Genomic DNA, 19,670 nt, shown 5'->3' on the forward strand with positions numbered 1-19,670 from the left:
TGACAGGGAGGGATTTGAATGGATGGCGTAAAAAGACGAGAAGCCATTTTACTACAATTAGAAACAACTGAAAAACCGATCAGTGCCAGTCGTTTTGCCAAAGAATTCAAGGTCAGCCGTCAAATCGTGGTAGGAGATGTTGCACTTTTAAGAGCGGCAGGGTATGAAATTATTGCAACAGCTAGAGGGTACTTACTTGAAAGAGCAGAAGATCAGCAAGGGATTATTCGAAAAATTGCGTGTCAACACTCACCCGATCAAACCAAAGATGAATTGTTGACGATTATCTCGCTAGGTGGAGAAGTTATCGATGTTATTGTTGAGCATCCTATTTACGGTGAGTTGACTGGTGGTTTGCATATCAAGACCAAAAAAGCAATAACAGAGTTTGTCGAGAATTATGAAAAGAACAGCACGACTTTATTGTCTGAGCTGACAGATGGTGTTCATCTGCATACGATTCGCTGTAAAGACGAAGCTACTTTTCAACAAATCAAAGCAGCACTAGAGCTAAAAAATATTTTATATAAAGGCTAAAAAACAATGATTTGAGATCAAACTAGTTTAGTTTATCTCGGGTCATTGTTTTTAGTGTGAAATTCTTTGCTCTCTTAGTGGGTATGTAGTTATCACAATGCGATAATTGCGTATATTTTTTTTGTTACAAAATAATTTTTAAAGGATCGTTAATTAGACCATTTTTGAATTTTAAAATACAAATGGCAAATCTCTATTTACTTTTTTGCTTTATAGATATAAAATGTAAGCGTAACCAAAAATAAGAAGGGGTGTTTTTAAGTGAGTAGACCAATCGATGTTCGTAACACGGTGGATGGCACATATCAATTGTATATTGACGGCAAGTGGACAAATGGTTCAGGAAATCAGAAAATGACTAGTTATAATCCAAGTAATGGAGAAAAATTGGCAGATTTTGTTGATGCGACTCATGAGGATGTTGATCAGGCGATCGCAGCGGCACAAGCTGCGTTCAAGACGTGGAAAGATGTGAATGTTACTACGCGCAGTAATTTATTGTTGGAAATCGCTGATTTGATCGATGCAAATACAGAACATTTGGCTTTAGTTGAAACATTGGATAATGGTAAACCGCTACGTGAAACAATGTCGATTGATGTTCCAGCTACTGCAGATCACTTCCGTTATTTTGCTGGTGTGATTAGGGCCGAGGAAGGTTCTGTAAAAGACTTTGATCAAAATACGTTGTCCATTGTGCTTAAAGAACCGATCGGTGTTGTAGGTCAGATCATTCCGTGGAATTTCCCGCTATTGATGGGCGCTTGGAAGTTAGCACCTGCTATTGCTGCGGGCAATACAGTTGTGATCCACCCATCTTCGACAACCTCTTTAAGTTTACTGGAACTATTTAAGTTATTGGATCAAGTTTTGCCAAAAGGTGTTGTGAATTTAATCACAGGTAAAGGGTCTGACTCTGGAAACTATATGTTGGAACACCAAGGCTTTGATAAATTAGCGTTTACAGGATCAACGGAAATTGGCTATACAGTTGCAAAGGCAGCAGCAGAGAAATTGATTCCAGCAACTTTAGAATTAGGTGGAAAATCAGCCAATATTATTTTTGATGATGCAAATTGGGAGCGAGCGTTAGAAGGCGTTCAATTAGGGATTTTATTTAACCAAGGACAGGTTTGTTGTGCTGGTTCTCGTGTTTTTGTTCAAGAGGGGATCTACGATAAATTTATAACAGCACTGAAAGAAAAATTTGAGAGTATCAAAGTCGGTCTCCCGTGGGAAACGGGTGTACAAATGGGTGCGCAAATCAATGAAAAACAATTAAAAGATATTTTAAAATATGTTGAAATCGGCACAAAAGAAGGGGCTAAACTGGTTACAGGTGGACGTAAAATCACTGAGAATGGCTTAGATAAAGGCGCATTTTTGGAACCCACGTTATTAGCAGACGCCAACAATGCGATGTGTATTGCACAAGAAGAAATATTTGGTCCAGTAGCAACTGTGATCAAGTTTAAATCAGAAGAAGAAGTGATTGCTTTAGCGAATCAATCTGATTATGGGTTAGGTGGAGCCGTATTCTCACAAAATATCAACACAGCCCTGCGTGTTGCTCGTAAAGTTAGAACTGGACGGATGTGGGTCAACACGTATAATCAATTGCCTGCTGGAGCTCCATTTGGCGGATATAAAAAATCTGGTATTGGACGTGAAACACATAAATCAATGCTAGATGCCTATACACAAATGAAGAATATTTATATTGTGACCAAAGAAGAGTCAGACGGATTATATAATTAATACAAAAAGCATCGCAACCAATTAGCTGCGATGCTTTTTATAATTAATTATTTTCAGCTTCAAATTTTTCAAAAGCAGATTTGATTACTTCTTTCAACGCATTTGCAGAAGCATTCATACGATCTTTTTCTGAATCAGTCAACGGAATTTCAATGACTTGTTTGATTCCTTGACGGTTGATTACAGCTGGTGCACCGATATAGATATCATTTTGTCCATACTCACCATCTAAATAAACAGAAAGTGGGAAAACAGAATCTTCATCGTCTAAAATCGCTTTTGTGATTCGGGCTAAAGCAGCGGCGATTCCATAGAATGTCGCCCCTTTTTTCTCAATGATCGAATACGCAGCATCTCGTACATTAAAGAATAAATTGACCATCGCTTCTTCATCAACATCTGGATTGTTTTTAACCCATTCGTAAATTTGTAAGCCGGCAACATTGGCATGAGACCAAACTGGAAATTCAGTATCCCCATGTTCGCCTAGAATATAAGCATGGACGTTACGAGCATCTACATCTACTAATTCAGCGATTGCTTGACGGAAACGAGCTGAATCAAGTGAAGTTCCAGAACCGATAACGCGTTCCTTTGGAAATCCTGAGAATTTCCATGTAGAATAAGTTAAAATATCAACTGGATTAGCAGCAACTAAGAAAATTCCGCTAAAACCAGAATCAACGATCGCTGTAACGATTTGTTTGTTGATCTTTAAGTTTTTGTGTACTAAATCAATCCGTGTTTCACCAGGTTTTTGTGCGGCACCTGCTGTTAAAACAACAAGGTCAGCATCGTGACAGTCGTCATATGTTGCGGCATAAATCTTTTTAGGAGAAGTAAAAGCTAACGCATGAGATAAATCAGCGGCATCTCCTTCAGTTTTCTTTGTATCTATATCAATAATACCAACTTCTTGAGCAATATTTTGAGTAACTAAGGCAAAAGCATAACTAGATCCGACAGCGCCATCTCCAACTAAAATTACCTTTTGGTGGTCTTTGTTCCCAACTGCTGCAGTCATGTGTATCATTCCTTTCAGATAATTGTTTTATCACAATGATAATACCACCGTTTGTGAGGTTTGTCACGTTTTTTGTTTTTTATATTAATACAGTTTTTCAAGGTGTTTCATAAGAAAACTCTTTCATGTGCGCTATTTCACTATTTGTGTTTTGGTCAACATTTTTTTCTGTAATGAAGCTTACAGCTTTTTTAAGAATTTAAAAGCATCGGCAAACGTTTGTTTTATGGTATAATTATAAAAAAAACTGGGCAGAGGATTTTCCTGCTCGGGTATTTTGTGTTGGAGAATGAATAGATGGTGATAAAAGCACCTTTTAATAAGGAGAATATAGATAAATGAAAATGATCGTCGGATTAGGCAATCCAGGAAGTAAGTATCGAGAAACGAAACACAATATTGGGTTTATCACGTTGGATGAGATTGCTCATCGCTACAATGCCACATTTAATAGTAGTCAATTTGAAGCCGATATTGCTGAATTTTTTATAGGAACGGAAAAGATCATGCTAGTCAAACCGCTGACATTTATGAATGAATCCGGTCGTTCAGTTGGGCCATTAATGACTTATTACGGCGTTGAAGAAGAAGACTTGATCGTAATTTACGATGATTTAGATTTAGAAATCGGTAAGATTCGTCTACGCCAGAAAGGCAGTGCAGGTGGACATAATGGCATTAAAAGCTTGATCGCACATTTGGGCACAAATGTGTTTCCAAGAATCAAGATCGGCATTGGTCGTCCTATCGGGAGTAACACTGTCGTTCATCACGTGCTGACTGGGTTTCCTAAAGACAAGCATGAAGAAATTTTATTAGCTGTGAAAAATGCAGCGGATGCAGCGATTTATGCGTGTGAAGGTCATACCTTTGTCGATACGATGAATCAATTTAATGGGAAATAAGTAGAATAAAAAGCATAGAAGGAGGAGCCTGTTTTGAACATCATTGAACGGATTGGCGCAAGTGAACTAGCCCGAGATTGGCAAACGCAGTTAACAGGAAATACCCGCCAATTGATTACTGGCTTAGCTGGCTCAGCCAAGACATTGGTTATGACCAGTGGGTTTAAACAAAAAAATAAAAAAGTCGTTGTGGCTGTTCCAAATCTTTATTATGGGAATCAGCTAGTTGAAGACTTTCGTAATATTTTATCAGATGAAGAAGTGTACCTATTTCCTGTAGATGAGGTTTTATCAGCTGAAATGGCTTTTTCTTCGCCGGAAGCTAGGGCAGAAAGGGTTGCAGCGCTAAACTTTCTTTTGACAGATCAAGCGGGAATCATTGTGGTGCCTGTAGCTGGGTTAAGAAAGTACTTGCCGAGTAAACAGACTTGGGGACAAGCTCAGCTTCACTGGGAACTTGGTGGTGAAATTGAGCTAGATACTTTGGCGCAGCAATTGGTCTTAATGGGCTATCAACGTGAGTCTTTAGTGGGGAAACCTGGTGATTTCAGCATTCGAGGAAGTATTGTCGATGTCTATCCACTGAACTCTGACTATCCAGTTCGAGCAGAATTGTTTGATATCGAGATCGATTCTTTGCGTTATTTTGAAGCAGATACGCAGCGATCAGTCGGCAACATTGAATCTGTGACGCTTTCGCCGATGACAGACTTAGTCTTTTCGAAAGCAGATTTGATTCATGGGGAAAAACAATTAACGAATGCTTTAGAAAAACGAGTGGCAATTGTGAAAGACGCTGCTGAAAAAGACTTTCTCCAAGATTATTTTGGTCAGTTGGCAACATCCTGGAATCAAGGGATTCCTACCGATACAGCCCATTACTATACAGACCTTCTATATGAAACTAAGACAACCTTGCTTGATTATCTACCAGAAGATAGCTTGGTCTTTATTGATGATTATGCTCGTATCTTAGAGGCAGAACGTGAGATAATTCGTGAAGAAAATGAGTGGCAAGTTCTTAAATTAGAAGAAATGCGCGTTTTTCCTGAACAGACTTTTGGTTTAGAGTTTCATGAGCAAGTACGGAAAATGACTTTTGCAACAACCTTCTTTTCATTATTTCAAAAAGGGATGGGCAATCTCCGTTTTCAAGCGGTTCATAACTTCCAATATCGCTCAATGCAGCAATTTTTTGGTCAAATGCCATTATTAAAAACTGAAATGGATCGTTGGCAAAAACAAGATCAAACGGTTGTGGTATTTGTCCCAACGAAAGAACGGAGTCAAAAAGTTGAAGAACTGTTTCGGGATTTCGACATTGCTAGCGTGACTGCTGCAGCTGACCGTTTAATAGAAGGAAAAATTCAAATCGTTCAAGGTTCCTTGCAGTCAGGTTTTGAACTCCCTGTGGAAAAACTCGTCACCATCACCGAAAAAGAAATTTTCCATACAACGACCAAAAAAAGAGCCAGACGTCAAACTGTTTCTAATGCGGAAAGATTAAAAAGCTATAGTGATTTAAAAAATGGTGACTATGTTGTTCACGCAAACCATGGGATCGGGAAATATATTGGAATGCAGACCTTGGAAGTCGATGGTGTTCACCAAGATTACATCACGATTTTATATCAAAATGACGACAAACTGTTTATTCCCGTTACGCAACTAAATCTGATACAGAAATTCGTTGCTTCTGAATCGAAATCGCCGAAAGTGAATAAATTGGGCGGTAGCGAGTGGAGTAAAACAAAACGAAAAGTTACGTCTAAAATCGAAGACATTGCAGATGATTTGATTCAATTATATGCATCCAGAGAATCGGAAAAAGGCTATGCTTTTCCACCAGATGATGCGTATCAAAAAGAATTTGAAGATGCATTTCCCTATAGTGAAACAGACGATCAGTTACGTAGTACGGCTGAAATTAAACATGATATGGAAAAAACACGACCAATGGATCGTTTATTAGTTGGTGATGTGGGGTATGGGAAAACAGAAGTGGCTTTACGTGCGGCTTTTAAAGCAATCAATAACAATAAACAAGTAGCCTTTCTAGTTCCAACCACGATTTTAGCTCAGCAACATTATGAAACGATGGTAGATCGTTTTGAAGGGTTTCCAGTAGAAGTGGGTTTATTAAGCCGCTTTAGAACGAAAAAACAACAAAGAGAAACTATCGAAAAAATCAAACATGGTCAAGTGGATATTGTTGTAGGAACACATCGTTTACTTTCTCAAGATGTGCAATTCAGCGATTTAGGTTTACTAGTGATTGATGAAGAACAACGCTTTGGTGTAAAACATAAAGAACGTTTAAAACAACTGCGAGCACAAGTTGATGTTTTAACCTTGACTGCAACACCGATTCCAAGGACTCTGCATATGTCGATGCTTGGCGTACGTGATTTATCTGTTATTGAAACGCCACCGGAAAATCGTTATCCGATCCAGACCTATGTAATGGAGCATAATCCAGGTGCGATTAGAGAAGCGATTGAAAGAGAAATGGCGCGAGATGGACAAGTTTTTTATCTCTATAATCGTGTAGATACGATTGAGCAAAAAGTGGAAGAAATCCAAGCCTTGGTTCCAGAGGCTAGAATTGCTTATGCACATGGGCAAATGACCGAAGTTCAACTAGAAAATACCTTGTTTGACTTTATTGAGCGACAATACGACGTTTTAGTGACGACTACAATTATTGAAACGGGTGTTGATATTCCCAATGCGAATACGTTATTTGTAGAAAATGCTGATTACATGGGCTTATCAACCTTGTATCAATTACGTGGTAGAGTTGGCCGAAGCAATCGTGTGGCGTATGCCTATTTTATGTACGAACAGCAAAAGATTTTAAACGAAGTTAGTGAAAAACGATTAGAAGCGATCAAAGACTTCACTGAACTAGGATCAGGCTTTAAAATTGCGATGCGCGATTTATCGATTCGTGGTGCAGGAAATTTATTAGGCGCTCAGCAACATGGCTTTATCGATTCAGTCGGCTTTGACATGTATTCACAAATGCTTTCAGAAGCAGTCGCCCGTAAACAAGGGAAAAATATTCAAGATCAAAAAACATCTGTTGAGATTGATCTAGGAATTGACGCCTATTTACCAACTAGTTATATTTCGGATGAACGTCAAAAAATTGAGATTTACAAACGAATTCGTCAACTTGAAAATAGAGATATGTATGATGAACTTGAAGCAGATCTGCTTGATCGTTTTGGCGAATATCCCGATGAAGTCGCTCATTTATTAACGACTGGGCAAATTAAAATGGATGGTGATCGCGCCTTAGTGGAAACAATCCGTAAGAGACAACAAGAAATTACGTTTACTTTGAGCAAAATCGGGACGAAAACGTATAATGTAGAACAAATTTTTGAAGCATTATCACACACTCAGTTAAAAGCAGATCTTGCTGTTGACAATGAAAAAATGTCGATTCGCTTGAAACTGCCTAAAGATATGAAAGAAGCTGCTTGGCTGCAGGAAGTTGCCTTGTTTACGACAGCTTTGAGGCAAGAAAAGTATAAGACTGCCATTGCTGAGGCAGAATGAAAATGAGCCTGATCAGCATTTAGACTTATCCAGCTTCACAGGCTAACCTCTCGGAAAAAAGATAAAATCCGCATGTGACAAAAAGCGTCACCTTCGTATTTTCCTATTTTTCAGTCGAGGTTAAACGAGCCTATTCAGCATTTAGACTTATCCAGCTTTACAGGCTAGCTCTTCGGGAAAAAGATAAAAATCGCATGTGACCAAGAGCGTCACAGTCAATTTTTCCTATTTTCCAGTCAGAGCTAAACGAGCCTGTTCAGCTTTTAGACGTATCTAGCTTCATGAGCCAGTCTCTCGGGAAAAAGATAAAAATAGAGTGAGGCAAAAAGCACCTCAATCGATTTTTTCTATTTTCCAGTCGAGACTAAACGGGCTCATTCAGCTTTTAGAATCGGAGGTAATGCAATGGCACACAAAGAAATGCGGACGATGATGCAAGGTGCAGCTATTTTAACGGTCGCATCGTTTATTGCCAAAGTGTTAAGTGCAGTTTATCGTGTGCCTTTTCAAAATCTAGTTGGTGATGAAGGTTTTTATGTCTACCAACAAGTGTATCCAATCTATGGTATTGCGATGACCTTAGCATTGTCAGGAATGCCGCAGTTTATTTCAAAAGTAGTAGCGGAGCAAGCAGATATTAGTGGGCAGAAAAAGGTTTTACAACAGCTGTTTCCCTTTGTTTTTGTGATTGCTGGTTTGTGTTGGGCGTTTTTCTTTTTAGGCAGTCATGAAATTGCCTTTATGATGGGAGACTATCGCTTAGCTTCTTTGATCCAAGTCGTTTCTTTTACATTCTTGTTGGTTCCTGTATTATCTTTTTATAGAGGGAATTTTCAAGGTCATTTATTGATGATCCCAAGCGCGGTTTCTCAAGTAATGGAACAAATTGTTCGAGTAGGTGTGATCTTGATTGCGGCTTACTCTTTTAGTCAGTTTGGTTGGTCGGTGTATCAGACAGGAACGATCGCAATGGGTGGTGCGTTGTTAGGTGGGATTGTTGCTGCAGGGATTCTTTGGTATTATGATCGGAAAATCCGTGTAGGAAGTTCTGCGTATTTGACGCAATGGAAAGTTGAAAAAGGTTCCGGAAAACTATTTGGTCGTTTAGTCATAGAAGGTGGAATGGTATCGCTATACAGTGCTTTTTTGATTCTCTTTCAACTAATTGATTCATTTTTGATTAAAAATTCCTTAGTCGCAGCAGGAATCAGTGATTCAGCGGCGAAAATAGATAAAGGTGTTTATGATCGAGGTCAGCCTTTAGTTCAATTAGGCTTGGTTGTTGCGCTAGCCTTAAGTTCAAGTTTTTTACCAGCGTTAACGAAGTATTTTATGAGTCGAGAAGAAGGTCGGTTTTTACAAGCAGCCAAAATATTTTTACGGTTAACCACAACGATTGCAGCTGCTGCATCGATCGGGTTAGCATTATTACTTCCTTATATGAACTTTGCTTTGTTCAAAGATTATCAGGGAAACGGTGTTTTAGGTGTATATGTCTGTTCGATTGCTTTTATGGCAATTATCCAAGCCTATCAAAGTATCTTACAAAGTCAGAATCGCTTTGTCGTATCAATGGTATCAGCAGGAATCGGCTTGTTGACGAAGCTCTTTTTGACGAGCCCCTTGACGTTTGCTTGGGGAACAATTGGAGCGAGCGTTTCAACCATTGCTGGGTTAGTCGCAACGCTATTTTTCCTGATCCTTTTTTCAAAAAAAGCAATCAATCAATTTGCTGTTGAAAATCATTTCTTTAGAAAGCTGATTATCAGTTTAGGATCGATGGGATTTGTGTTACTCTGTTATCAAGGCGTGATTGCTCTATTTCTAGGAGTAGTTAGTCATCGTGGACAGGCGTTGTTGATCACCATCATCGGAGTTTTACTCGGTGGCGGAACATTTATTTATATCATCATCAAAATTAAACTATTTACAATTCGGGAATGGCTAACATTACCGTTTGGAGCAAAAATATTAAGAATGAAGAGGTAAGGGTATGCGTTTAGACAAATTTTTAAAAGTTTCACGAATTATTAAAAGAAGACCTGTAGCCAAAGAAGTAGCAGACAAAGGCCGGATTCAGATCAATGGTATCCTAGCGAAATCATCAAGTAATGTCAAAATTGGCGATCAAGTCAAAATTCAATTTGGTAATAAAATCTTAGAAATCGAAGTTCTTGAACTTCGTGATTCAACGAAAAAAGAAGATGCAGAAAAGATGTATCAGGTTGTTTCAGAGAAAAGAGTCGAAAATAGTGATAATTTAGATTAGACAAGCTTCTTAGATGTTGGTATAATAAGACAGACAAACCAAAAACGAGTGGAGCGGAAAACATGAGTAAAAAGAAAAAAGACGTGGAAAAAGTTGCTGCCTTAGATAATGAGTATACTAAAGAACAGTATGCCGAATTTCAAAAACAGCAAAAGCAGCTGATTTTCAGACGCCGACGTCTGGCTGTTGTTTTTCTCGTGGCATTTGTGATCTTTATCGTTTCGGGTATCCAGCTAATGCAAGACTATCAACAGTTGAATGCCTTTAAGAAACAGCAGGCAGAAGCCGTAGCTGAGTCAGCAGAAGCGGATAAAAAGTTAAATCGATTGGAACAGGATGTTGCGCTTTTAAGAGATGACGATTATGTGGCGAAGCTTGCTCGTAGCCGTTTTTATGTCTCAAAAGAAGGCGAACAGATTTACAACATTCCAGAGTTAGGCGGAACGACTAGCTCTAGTAATGAGCAAAAACAATCAGGGCAAGAGAGTCAATCACAGTCTCATTCAACTGAAAAACAATCAGGCGAATAGCTGCAGATATAATAGGGTAAATAATAGGAGGAACATTTTTTTTATGTCAATTGAAGTAGGAGCTAAGTTGCCAGGAAAAGTGTCTGGTATCACTAATTTTGGTGCCTTCATCGATCTAGGTGAAGGAAAAACAGGGTTGGTTCACATTAGTGAAGTGTCAAATGGATTCGTGAAGGATATCCATGATGTATTGACCGTAGGGGATGAAGTAACCGTAAAAGTTACCTCAGTCGGTGATGACGGTAAAGTAGGTTTATCGATTCGTAAAGCACAAGAACAAGCTGCAGAACCAAAGCGTGAATATCAACGTCGTGAGAACAATGACTATCAAGGCAATCGTGACCGTGGAACACGCCCAGCACCTAAAAAACAATTTACAAGAGCGCAACCAATGAACAACTCAAAACAAGATTTTGACTCATTGATGAGCTCATTCTTAAAAGATAGTGACGACCGTTTAACTTCTTTGAAGCGTAATACAGAAGGTAAACGTGGCGGACGCGGTGGACGCCGTAACTAATAAATATCGAAGCTGAGCGAAAGCTCGGCTTTTGTGTTTTGAGCATTTTTTTCGGGTCTATCAACTATGCAACCAAGAGGTGAGTAGATGTTTCAAGAATTTTACAATCATTGTAAAAGAAATGAATACTGGCTACCAAAGCAAAAAATAGTACTGGCGATTTCTGGCGGAGTAGATTCAATGGTTTTGTTGAGGCTTATGCAAATAGCTGCTGAAAAAGACCAGCTAGAATTAGCAGTCGCCCATATCAACCATGAGTTACGGGGAGAATCCGAGGCAGAAGCGAAGTACCTGCAAAACTATTGTCAAGATCAAGGCATTTCTTACTATAGCAAAGTATGGGAAGAACCTGAGAAGACGAAAAATGTAGAAGCGCGGGCTCGCGAATTTCGCTATGATTTTTTCAAAGAAATTATGGAGAGAGAAAACTACCCTACGCTTATGACTGCTCATCATAGTGATGATCAAGCTGAAACTATATTAATGAAACTAACGAGAGGTAGTGCGTTACCTAACTTAGTGGGAATTAGAGACGTACAGCTGTTTGGAACTGGGAAATTGATTCGTCCTTTTTTAATATTTTCTAAAGAAGAATTGATGCAGTTCGCTAAAAAATCAGGAATCGTTTATTTTGAAGATGATTCAAATAGGAGTGATACCTATTTGCGTAATCGCTTCAGAAATCAAATCGTGCCACTTTTGAAAAAAGAAAACCCAAAATTTTTGCAGCACATTATGGATTTTAGTGAACAAGTCTCATTGGCTGATCAACTTATTCAGTCCGTGATAGAGCCAAAATATGAACGCTGGGTAGAAGCAACTACAGAAGGTTGGCAGGTCAAACTATCTGATTTGAAACGGGAGCAAAAAAGTATCCAAACATTTTTCCTAATGACGTTATTTCAACGAACAATCGTACCTAAAGGTGTAAAGATAAGCCAATCGCAGATTCAACAATTATTGACAATGCTAGATCGTTCCGCTCCCCAGTTGTCATTAGATATGCAACAAGGTTGGCAGGCTGTAAAAGAATATGACACGCTATTACTGAAAAAAAAGCAACCTGTAAATCATGAGAGCCTATTTTATTTGAATGAAAACGAACACCTTTTTCTATCTGAAAAAGAATGGGTCGGTTTGGAAGTAACAGGGAAAACACTTGAGGTGCCTGAGTCTACTAAGGATTGGGCAGAATTTTCTTTGCTCATAAGTGGACAAACTGTTTTACCATTAACGATTCGTCGCCGAAAAAACGGGGATAAAATCGCTTTGACTCCAGAGCTGACAAAGCGCTTGAAGCGGATATTTATCGATCGTAAAATACCTAATTCGATCAGAGAGCAAGCATGGGTCGTTCTATCAGGTCAAGAGCAGATTATTTGGATTCCACAATTTGTAAATTCCTATTTGAGTATTCCTAAAGAAACTGATAAAATACTCTACAGGCTCCTTTATAAAGTAAAACAGTAAAAACTAAAAAATACTGTTATTCAAAGAAGCAAAAGAACATAAAAAATCAGAAACAACGATTTAAAAGTCAGAGAAAAAATGATTGCTCATGAAAGCATATCTGTTTAGGGCAAGGAAACACACTATCGTTTCGACTCTATCTACCTCTCAGGAGAAACTGCAAGGAGTTAAAGGTCGAACTTATAAGGAAAGGGAGAGCAATATGTTAGAGAAAGATATTAAACAAGTCTTGATTACGAAAGAACAAATTCTTGAAAAATCAGCTGAACTTGGCAAAAGACTAACAGAAGATTATCAAGGTAAAAATCCGTTAGTGATCGGTATTTTAAAAGGTGCGATACCTTTCATGGCTGATATCACACGTTGCATCGATACGCATTTAGAAATGGACTTTATGGCTGTGTCTAGTTACGGTAACGCAACTGTATCTTCCGGTGAAGTAAAAATCATCAAAGATTTAGATACAAATGTTGAAGGACGTGATATCTTGATCGTAGAAGATATTATTGACAGTGGCCGTACGTTAGCTTATCTCGTAGATTTATTTAAATATAGAAAAGCAGCATCTGTGAAAATCGTCACCCTATTGGATAAACCAGAAGGTCGTGTCGTTGATATCGTTGCAGATTACGTTGGTTTTGATGTACCGAACGAATTTGTTGTAGGATATGGATTGGATTATGCAGAAGCATACCGAAATCTCCCTTATGTAGGCGTATTAAAACCTGAAATCTACGAATCAAATTAATATCTCTCTTAGATTTAGTTATGTTACAATGTAAAGGTCAGAATTGATAAAATAAACCGTAAAATTAATTACGAGCAGCAGTCAAAGGAGGACAGGCATGAATAAAAAGAATGGCGGCATGAAAAATGGCCTATATTATGTATTGCTGATTTTGGCGATGGTCATGGTTGTATATTTCATTTTTGGAAATAACAATCCTCAATCACCAGATATCGAATACTCGACTTTCAGTACTCAATTAGAGGAAGGCAAAGTCAAAGAACTGACGATCCAACCAACAAATGGTGTGTTTAAAATCACAGGTCAGTACAAAGAAAAACAAGAAATCAAAAACACTGGCGGTCTTTCTTTATGGGGATCAACAGAAGTTTCGACAAAATCATTTACAACAATCGTCCTACCGAGTGATATTACATTATCAGGTATCCAAGATATGGCGAAAGACAACAATGTAAAACTTACCGTAAAAGAACAATCAACAAGTGGTGCTTGGCTGTCTATCTTGTTTAGTTTCTTACCGATCGTATTGTTCATCTTCCTATTCTATATGATGATGGGACAACAAGGCGGCGGTGGCGGTGGTGGCGGCCGTGTCATGAACTTCGGTAAATCAAAAGCCAAAGAAGCAGACAAAAAAGCCAACCGTGTACGCTTCTCTGATGTAGCAGGAGCTGAAGAAGAAAAACAAGAATTAGTTGAAGTGGTTGAGTTCTTAAAAGATCCTCGCCGTTTCGTTGAATTAGGTGCTCGCATACCAGCAGGTGTTCTATTAGAAGGACCTCCAGGAACAGGTAAAACATTACTTGCTAAAGCTGTTGCCGGTGAAGCAGGCGTACCGTTTTACTCTATCTCAGGTTCAGACTTCGTTGAAATGTTTGTCGGTGTCGGTGCAAGCCGTGTCCGTGATTTGTTTGAAACAGCGAAGAAAAATGCTCCAGCGATCATCTTTATCGATGAAATCGATGCAGTAGGTCGTCAACGTGGTGCCGGTATGGGCGGAGGACACGATGAACGTGAACAAACTCTTAACCAATTACTTGTTGAAATGGATGGATTTGATGGTAACGAAGGTGTTATTGTTGTTGCCGCAACCAACCGTTCAGACGTGTTAGATCCAGCCTTGTTACGTCCAGGTCGTTTTGATCGTCAAATTTTAGTAGGTCGTCCTGATGTGAAAGGCCGTGAAGCAATCCTTAAAGTTCATGCCCGAAACAAACCATTGGCTGACGATGTTGATTTAAAAGTCGTGGCACAACAAACACCAGGTTTTGCTGGTGCTGATTTAGAAAACGTCTTAAACGAAGCGGCTCTAGTTGCTGCTCGTCGTAATAAGAAGAAAATCGATGCATCCGATGTGGATGAAGCAGAAGATCGCGTTATTGCAGGACCTGCGAAAAAAGATCGTGTCATCAACAAAAAAGAACGCGAAATGGTTGCTTACCACGAAGCTGGACATACAATTGTCGGTTTAGTCTTAAGCCGTGCTCGTGTTGTTCATAAAGTAACGATCATTCCTCGTGGTCGCGCTGGTGGTTACATGATCGCTTTACCAAAAGAAGATCAATTCTTAATGACTAGAGAAGACATGTTTGAACAAATCGTTGGTTTACTTGGTGGTCGTACAGCTGAAGAAATTATCTTCAATGTTCAATCAACAGGTGCATCTAATGACTTTGAACAAGCGACTGGGATTGCCCGTAGCATGGTAACCGAATATGGAATGAGCGACAAATTAGGTCCAGTTCAATATGAAGGAAACCATCAAGTCTTTGTTGGTCGTGATTATGGTCAAACAAAAGCGTACTCAGAACAAGTAGCATTTGAAATCGATCAAGAAGTACGTCGCATCTTGATGGAAGCTCATGACAAAGCACGTGAAATCATCGAAGCTCACCGTGCGCAACACAAACTGATTGCTGAAAAACTGTTGGAATTCGAAACATTAGATGCCCGCAGTATCAAATCATTGTTTGAAGAAGGCGTTATGCCTCAAGACGTTATTGATAGCCAATTTCCTAGTGAGAAAGCTCAAACGTTTGAGGAAGCAAAACGTGCACTAGAAGAAAAAGATGCACAAAGACAAGCTGAAGAAAAACAAGATTTTGAAGAAGCAAAAAAAGAATTACATGACGAAGCAGAAGAAGTAAAAGCGGACAGCGAAAAAACAGAAGAGAAAGTTCAATCGGAAGTAAAATCTGAAGATGAACATAAGAATGATTCTGAATATGACCGTAACAACTTTGATGATCGTTACAAATAAGACACCTAGAGCATCCCTTTTACGGGGTGCTCTTTTCTTGAAGTTGAAATTATTTAGTTGAAAAAAAGACTAAACCCTAGTATTATCTGATAATGAGTCAGAAAAAGTCCCAAGTGAGAAGAGGAAAATAAAAATGGAAGATTACTTAGTTAAAGCATTATGTTATGAAGGATCGATTCGCGCTTATGCAGTTTGCGCAACAAATACAATATCAGAAGCACAAAAACGTCATGATACATGGAGCTCGTCAACTGCTGCATTAGGCAGAACAATGGTAGGCGCTTTACTACTGGGAGCAACATTAAAAGGCGAAGATAAATTAACAGTAAAAGTTCAAGGAAATGGACCAGCAGGAAGTATTGTTGTCGATAGCGACGGCAGTGGTAACACTAAAGGCTACATAAAGAATCCCCACGTGAGTTTAACGCTAAACGAAAGCGGTAAAATCGACGTTCGCGGAGCAGTAGGAACAGAAGGGATTTTCACTGTAATCAAGGATTTAGGTTTAAAAGAAACATTCTCAGGACAAACACCGATCGTTTCTGGTGAAATTGGTGAAGACTTCACCTACTTTATGGCTGTTTCTGAACAAATACCGTCTGCAATCGGGTTAAGTGTCTTGGTTGATACAGATGAAAGTGTCAAAGCGGCAGGTGGCTTTATGATCCAAGTAATGCCAGGTGCAGATGAAAAAACAATTGATTTTATTGAACAACGTTTACAAGAAGTACCGATGATTTCTCGCTTGATCGACGAAGGAGAGTCGCCAGAGGGAATCTTAGAACGCCTTCTTGGTAAAGATGAAATCGAAATTTTAGAAAAAATGCCTGTTCAATTCAATTGTAATTGCTCAAAAGAAAAATTTGGCACAGCAATCATCGCTGTTGGTTTAGATGAAATCAATGCAATGATCGAAGAAGATCATGGAGCAGAAGCTGTTTGTCAATTTTGTGGGAACAAGTATCATTATAGTGAAGAGGATCTAATTGAGTTAAGAGATGAAGCAATCAAAAATACTCGTGAAAAGTAGGAGAGTTACGCTATGTGGAAAATAGGAAATGTTGAAATTCCAAATCGCGTTGTAGTAGCGCCTATGGCTGGTATCAGCAATGCTGCTTTTCGTGTAACCGTTAAAGAATTTGGGGCAGGTTTAGTTGTCTGTGAAATGATTAGTGATAAAGGAATCCAACAACGAAACAAAAAAACATTAGATATGCTCTATATAGATGAAAAAGAATACCCATTAAGCGTACAAATCTTTGGTGGGGATAAAGAGAATTTAGTAGAAGCAGCAAAATTTGTGGAAGAAAACACTAAAGCTGCAATCATTGATATCAATATGGGGTGTCCAGTAAATAAAGTGATCAAAGCTGAAGCAGGTGCAAAATGGCTTTTAGATCCGAATAAAGTTTATGAAATGGTGGATGCTGTTTCTTCTGCAATAGACTTACCTGTTACAGTAAAAATGCGAACTGGTTGGGATGAAGAACATCTATTTGCTGTTGAAAATGCCTTGGCAGCCGAAAAAGCAGGAGCTTCGGCTATTGCTATGCACGGTCGTACAAGAGTTCAAATGTATGAAGGGCAAGCAAACTGGGATGTATTAAAAGAAGTCAAGCAGCACCTAACGATTCCATTTATGGGCAATGGTGATGTTCGTACACCAGAAGATGCAAAACGAATGCTTGAATATGTCGGAGCAGATGGCGTTATGATCGGTCGGGCAGCTTTAGGCAATCCTTGGATGATTCAACGGACGAAAGAGTATCTTGAGACAGGCGAGTTGATGCCAGAACCAACACCACGTGAAAAAATAGAAACAGCCAAAGTACATCTACAGCGTTTAGTTGATTTAAAGGGAGAAAAAATCGCTACGAGAGAATTTCGTCAACATGCCTCATATTATCTAAAAGGAATCCCTCGTGCAGCTAAAGTGAAAGTTGCTATCAATCAAGCTGAGACTCAGCAAATGATGATCGATTTACTAGATGCATTTGAAGAAAAAGCAGAAAAGCATGCAGAAAAAGAAATAATCGAAACAATCTAATAAAAAAAGCAGGCTGAAACTAAAATACGGCTTGCTTTTTTTCGTTTTAATGTGGCATTATAAGGGTATGTGATTTCAGAATGGAGGAAGTAAAGTGGCAGATGAACAACAAGCGCATCAAGAAGATCTAAATGATCAAATGCTTGTGCGTCGTGAGAAAATGGAAAATTTACGTGGAGAAGGGATTGATCCTTTCGGCAAGCGTTTTGATCGTACACATAATTCAAAAGAATTACATGACCAATTTGACCAACACTCAAAAGAAGAATTGAGCGAAATGAATCTATCGGCAAGCGTTGCTGGTCGTATGATGACAAAGCGTGGTAAAGGAAAGGCTGGTTTTGCTCACTTGCAAGATCGTGAAGGTCAGCTTCAGATCTATGTACGTAAAGACCAAGTTGGCGATGAAGCGTATGAGTTATTTAAACATGCTGATTTAGGTGATTTCTTTGGTGTTACAGGACAAATCATGAAAACTGATACTGGTGAAGTAACGGTCAAAGCGACAACGATCGTATTGCTGACCAAAGCACTGCGTCCGCTGCCAGATAAATATCATGGCTTGACGAATGTAGAACAACGCTATCGCCAACGTTATTTAGATTTGATTAGTAACAAAGATAGCTTTGATCGATTCATGAAACGTAGCCAAATCATTAGCGAAATTCGTCGTTATCTTGATAGCAATGGCTATGTAGAAGTAGAAACACCTGTCCTACACAATGATGCTGGCGGTGCTACGGCACGTCCGTTTATTACACATCATAATTCATTGGATGTGGATCTATACTTACGTATTGCCTTGGAATTACACTTGAAACGTTTGATTGTCGGTGGTATGGAGAAAGTCTATGAGATTGGTCGAGTATTCCGTAATGAAGGAGCAGACACAACACATAATCCTGAATTTACATTGCTGGAAGCATATACCGCTTATACAGATTACCAAGATGTGATGGATTTAACCGAAGGAATTATTCGCAATGCATCAGAAAAAGTTCTAGGAACAACAATGATCACTTATGATGGAAAAAAAGTGGATCTAGGCTCTGAATTTAAACGTGTGCATATGGTAGATGCAATCAAAGAACAAACAGGTGTTGATTTTTGGCAAGAAATGACTATTGAAGAAGCACGTGCATTCGCAAAAGAACACAAGGTAGAAATCAATGATAATATGACAATTGGGCATATTATAAATGAATTTTTTGAAACGTTTGTGGAAGAAACTTTAGAGCAGCCAACATTTGTTTTCGGACATCCTGTTGAAGTTTCTCCTTTAGCAAAGAAAAATCCAGAAGATGCTCGATTCACTGATCGCTTCGAACTATTTATAATAGGAAAAGAATTTGCAAATGCATTTACTGAATTAAATGATCCAATTGATCAACGTGAACGTTTTGAAGGTCAAGAAAAAGAACGTGAACAAGGAAATGATGAAGCACATGGGGTGGATGAAGACTTTATTGAAGCATTAGAGTATGGCTTGCCACCAACCGGAGGATTAGGAATCGGGATTGACCGCTTAGTTATGCTTCTAACCGACGCTCAATCAATTCGCGATGTTCTATTATTTCCAGCAATGAGATAAAAAGTCAAAGGGCAGATTGTTTCCTGATAATCTGCCCTTTTTTATTTTCTGAAAAATACTAAGAAAAACGCAATGAATACCTATCCTAAAAGGTGAAAAACGAACAATAAAGAACAAAAGTAATAAAACAATCGGTAATGAAAAAAACTTTCAAAAAAGTGCAAGTTTTAGTTGACCTACGCCTAGAATCTTGGTATATTATATCTTGTCGCAAGGCACCGAGGAAACACGCCAAACGATGAAGATAATATAACAGCTTAAGTTTGAAAAAAACTTTTGCAATCAGTAAAATAGTTGTTGACAAGCAGCTGTTAACCTGATAAACTAGTGAAGTTGTCGCAAGAAACAAAGACAGCTAAACGAGAATAGAATAACAATTCGAGTTTGAAAAAACTTGGAAAATCAGGAAGAAAGTTGTTGACAAATAACAAACAACCTGATAAA

The 19,670-nt window shown here is 38.7% G+C and carries 15 protein-coding genes; 14 read left to right on the top strand and 1 reads right to left on the bottom strand.

Features of this window, described 5'->3' with window-relative positions; genetic code table 11:
* Positions 1–18: 18 nt before the first annotated feature.
* Positions 19–537, top strand: a complete 519-nt coding sequence (locus ATZ35_RS07585; protein WP_208930219.1) for a transcription repressor NadR — start codon at positions 19–21, stop codon at positions 535–537.
* Positions 538–798: 261 nt separating this feature from the next.
* Positions 799–2,295, top strand: coding sequence for an aldehyde dehydrogenase family protein (locus tag ATZ35_RS07590; RefSeq protein WP_208930220.1), 1,497 nt, complete (start codon positions 799–801; stop codon positions 2,293–2,295).
* Between the two features lie 43 nt (positions 2,296–2,338).
* On the opposite strand, the gene ATZ35_RS07595 is transcribed toward ATZ35_RS07590, so the two are convergent.
* Positions 2,339–3,319 carry an L-lactate dehydrogenase gene (locus tag ATZ35_RS07595; protein WP_025873392.1) on the bottom strand — a complete coding sequence of 327 codons (981 nt, stop codon included), beginning with the start codon at positions 3,317–3,319 and terminating at the stop codon, positions 2,339–2,341.
* A 338-nt stretch (positions 3,320–3,657) separates the two neighbouring features.
* On the opposite strand from ATZ35_RS07595, the gene pth reads away from it, so the two are divergent.
* The 12 genes from pth (at position 3,658) to lysS (ending at position 19,226) form a co-directional block, all read left to right on the top strand.
* Complete coding sequence (pth, locus tag ATZ35_RS07600; protein ID WP_208930221.1) at positions 3,658–4,224, top strand: aminoacyl-tRNA hydrolase; 567 nt, start codon at positions 3,658–3,660, stop codon at positions 4,222–4,224.
* Positions 4,225–4,257: 33 nt separating this feature from the next.
* Entirely contained in the window at positions 4,258–7,791 is a 3,534-nt protein-coding gene (gene mfd, locus ATZ35_RS07605; RefSeq protein WP_208930222.1) for a transcription-repair coupling factor, read from the top strand.
* A 405-nt stretch (positions 7,792–8,196) separates the two neighbouring features.
* Positions 8,197–9,780, top strand: coding sequence for a putative polysaccharide biosynthesis protein (locus ATZ35_RS07610; RefSeq protein WP_208930223.1), 1,584 nt, complete (start codon positions 8,197–8,199; stop codon positions 9,778–9,780).
* Positions 9,781–9,784: 4 nt separating this feature from the next.
* Positions 9,785–10,060: an RNA-binding S4 domain-containing protein gene (locus tag ATZ35_RS07615; protein ID WP_010762494.1), complete on the top strand. Its 276-nt coding sequence runs from the start codon at positions 9,785–9,787 to the stop codon at positions 10,058–10,060.
* A 62-nt stretch (positions 10,061–10,122) separates the two neighbouring features.
* Positions 10,123–10,590 carry an FtsB family cell division protein gene (locus ATZ35_RS07620; RefSeq protein WP_086276921.1) on the top strand — a complete coding sequence of 156 codons (468 nt, stop codon included), beginning with the start codon at positions 10,123–10,125 and terminating at the stop codon, positions 10,588–10,590.
* Positions 10,591–10,633: 43 nt separating this feature from the next.
* The gene (locus ATZ35_RS07625) at positions 10,634–11,110 is read left to right on the top strand and encodes a S1 domain-containing RNA-binding protein (RefSeq protein WP_010772275.1); all 477 of its coding nucleotides are present in this window, start codon (positions 10,634–10,636) and stop codon (positions 11,108–11,110) included.
* An 87-nt stretch (positions 11,111–11,197) separates the two neighbouring features.
* Positions 11,198–12,580, top strand: a complete 1,383-nt coding sequence (tilS, locus tag ATZ35_RS07630; RefSeq protein ID WP_208930224.1) for a tRNA lysidine(34) synthetase TilS — start codon at positions 11,198–11,200, stop codon at positions 12,578–12,580.
* A 202-nt stretch (positions 12,581–12,782) separates the two neighbouring features.
* Entirely contained in the window at positions 12,783–13,328 is a 546-nt protein-coding gene (hpt, locus tag ATZ35_RS07635; protein WP_208930225.1) for a hypoxanthine phosphoribosyltransferase, read from the top strand.
* 97 nt (positions 13,329–13,425) lie between these two features.
* Positions 13,426–15,588 carry an ATP-dependent zinc metalloprotease FtsH gene (ftsH, locus tag ATZ35_RS07640; protein ID WP_208930226.1) on the top strand — a complete coding sequence of 721 codons (2,163 nt, stop codon included), beginning with the start codon at positions 13,426–13,428 and terminating at the stop codon, positions 15,586–15,588.
* A 133-nt stretch (positions 15,589–15,721) separates the two neighbouring features.
* Complete coding sequence (gene hslO / locus ATZ35_RS07645; RefSeq protein ID WP_208930228.1) at positions 15,722–16,618, top strand: Hsp33 family molecular chaperone HslO; 897 nt, start codon at positions 15,722–15,724, stop codon at positions 16,616–16,618.
* 12 nt (positions 16,619–16,630) lie between these two features.
* Positions 16,631–17,635, top strand: coding sequence for a tRNA dihydrouridine synthase DusB (gene dusB, locus ATZ35_RS07650; protein ID WP_208930229.1), 1,005 nt, complete (start codon positions 16,631–16,633; stop codon positions 17,633–17,635).
* Positions 17,636–17,729: 94 nt separating this feature from the next.
* A complete protein-coding gene (gene lysS / locus ATZ35_RS07655) occupies positions 17,730–19,226 on the top strand; it encodes a lysine--tRNA ligase (RefSeq protein ID WP_279614925.1) in 1,497 nt (498 codons plus the stop codon).
* Positions 19,227–19,670 lie beyond the last annotated feature (444 nt).

Source organism: Enterococcus rotai, from assembly GCF_001465345.1.
Taxonomy (GTDB): Bacteria; Bacillota; Bacilli; order Lactobacillales; family Enterococcaceae; genus Enterococcus_L; species Enterococcus_L rotai.

Excerpts from the sequence above, each read along its gene's own strand:
- ATZ35_RS07585 (WP_208930219.1), top strand. The coding sequence starts at position 19 with ATGGATGGCGTAAAAAGACGAGAAGCCATTTTACTACAATTAGAAACA.
- ATZ35_RS07595 (WP_025873392.1), bottom strand. The coding sequence starts at position 3,319 with ATGACTGCAGCAGTTGGGAACAAAGACCACCAAAAGGTAATTTTAGTT.
- pth (WP_208930221.1), top strand. The coding sequence starts at position 3,658 with ATGAAAATGATCGTCGGATTAGGCAATCCAGGAAGTAAGTATCGAGAA.
- ATZ35_RS07610 (WP_208930223.1), top strand. The coding sequence starts at position 8,197 with ATGGCACACAAAGAAATGCGGACGATGATGCAAGGTGCAGCTATTTTA.
- ATZ35_RS07615 (WP_010762494.1), top strand. The coding sequence starts at position 9,785 with ATGCGTTTAGACAAATTTTTAAAAGTTTCACGAATTATTAAAAGAAGA.
- ATZ35_RS07620 (WP_086276921.1), top strand. The coding sequence starts at position 10,123 with ATGAGTAAAAAGAAAAAAGACGTGGAAAAAGTTGCTGCCTTAGATAAT.
- ATZ35_RS07625 (WP_010772275.1), top strand. The coding sequence starts at position 10,634 with ATGTCAATTGAAGTAGGAGCTAAGTTGCCAGGAAAAGTGTCTGGTATC.
- tilS (WP_208930224.1), top strand. The coding sequence starts at position 11,198 with ATGTTTCAAGAATTTTACAATCATTGTAAAAGAAATGAATACTGGCTA.
- hpt (WP_208930225.1), top strand. The coding sequence starts at position 12,783 with ATGTTAGAGAAAGATATTAAACAAGTCTTGATTACGAAAGAACAAATT.
- ftsH (WP_208930226.1), top strand. The coding sequence starts at position 13,426 with ATGAATAAAAAGAATGGCGGCATGAAAAATGGCCTATATTATGTATTG.
- hslO (WP_208930228.1), top strand. The coding sequence starts at position 15,722 with ATGGAAGATTACTTAGTTAAAGCATTATGTTATGAAGGATCGATTCGC.
- dusB (WP_208930229.1), top strand. The coding sequence starts at position 16,631 with ATGTGGAAAATAGGAAATGTTGAAATTCCAAATCGCGTTGTAGTAGCG.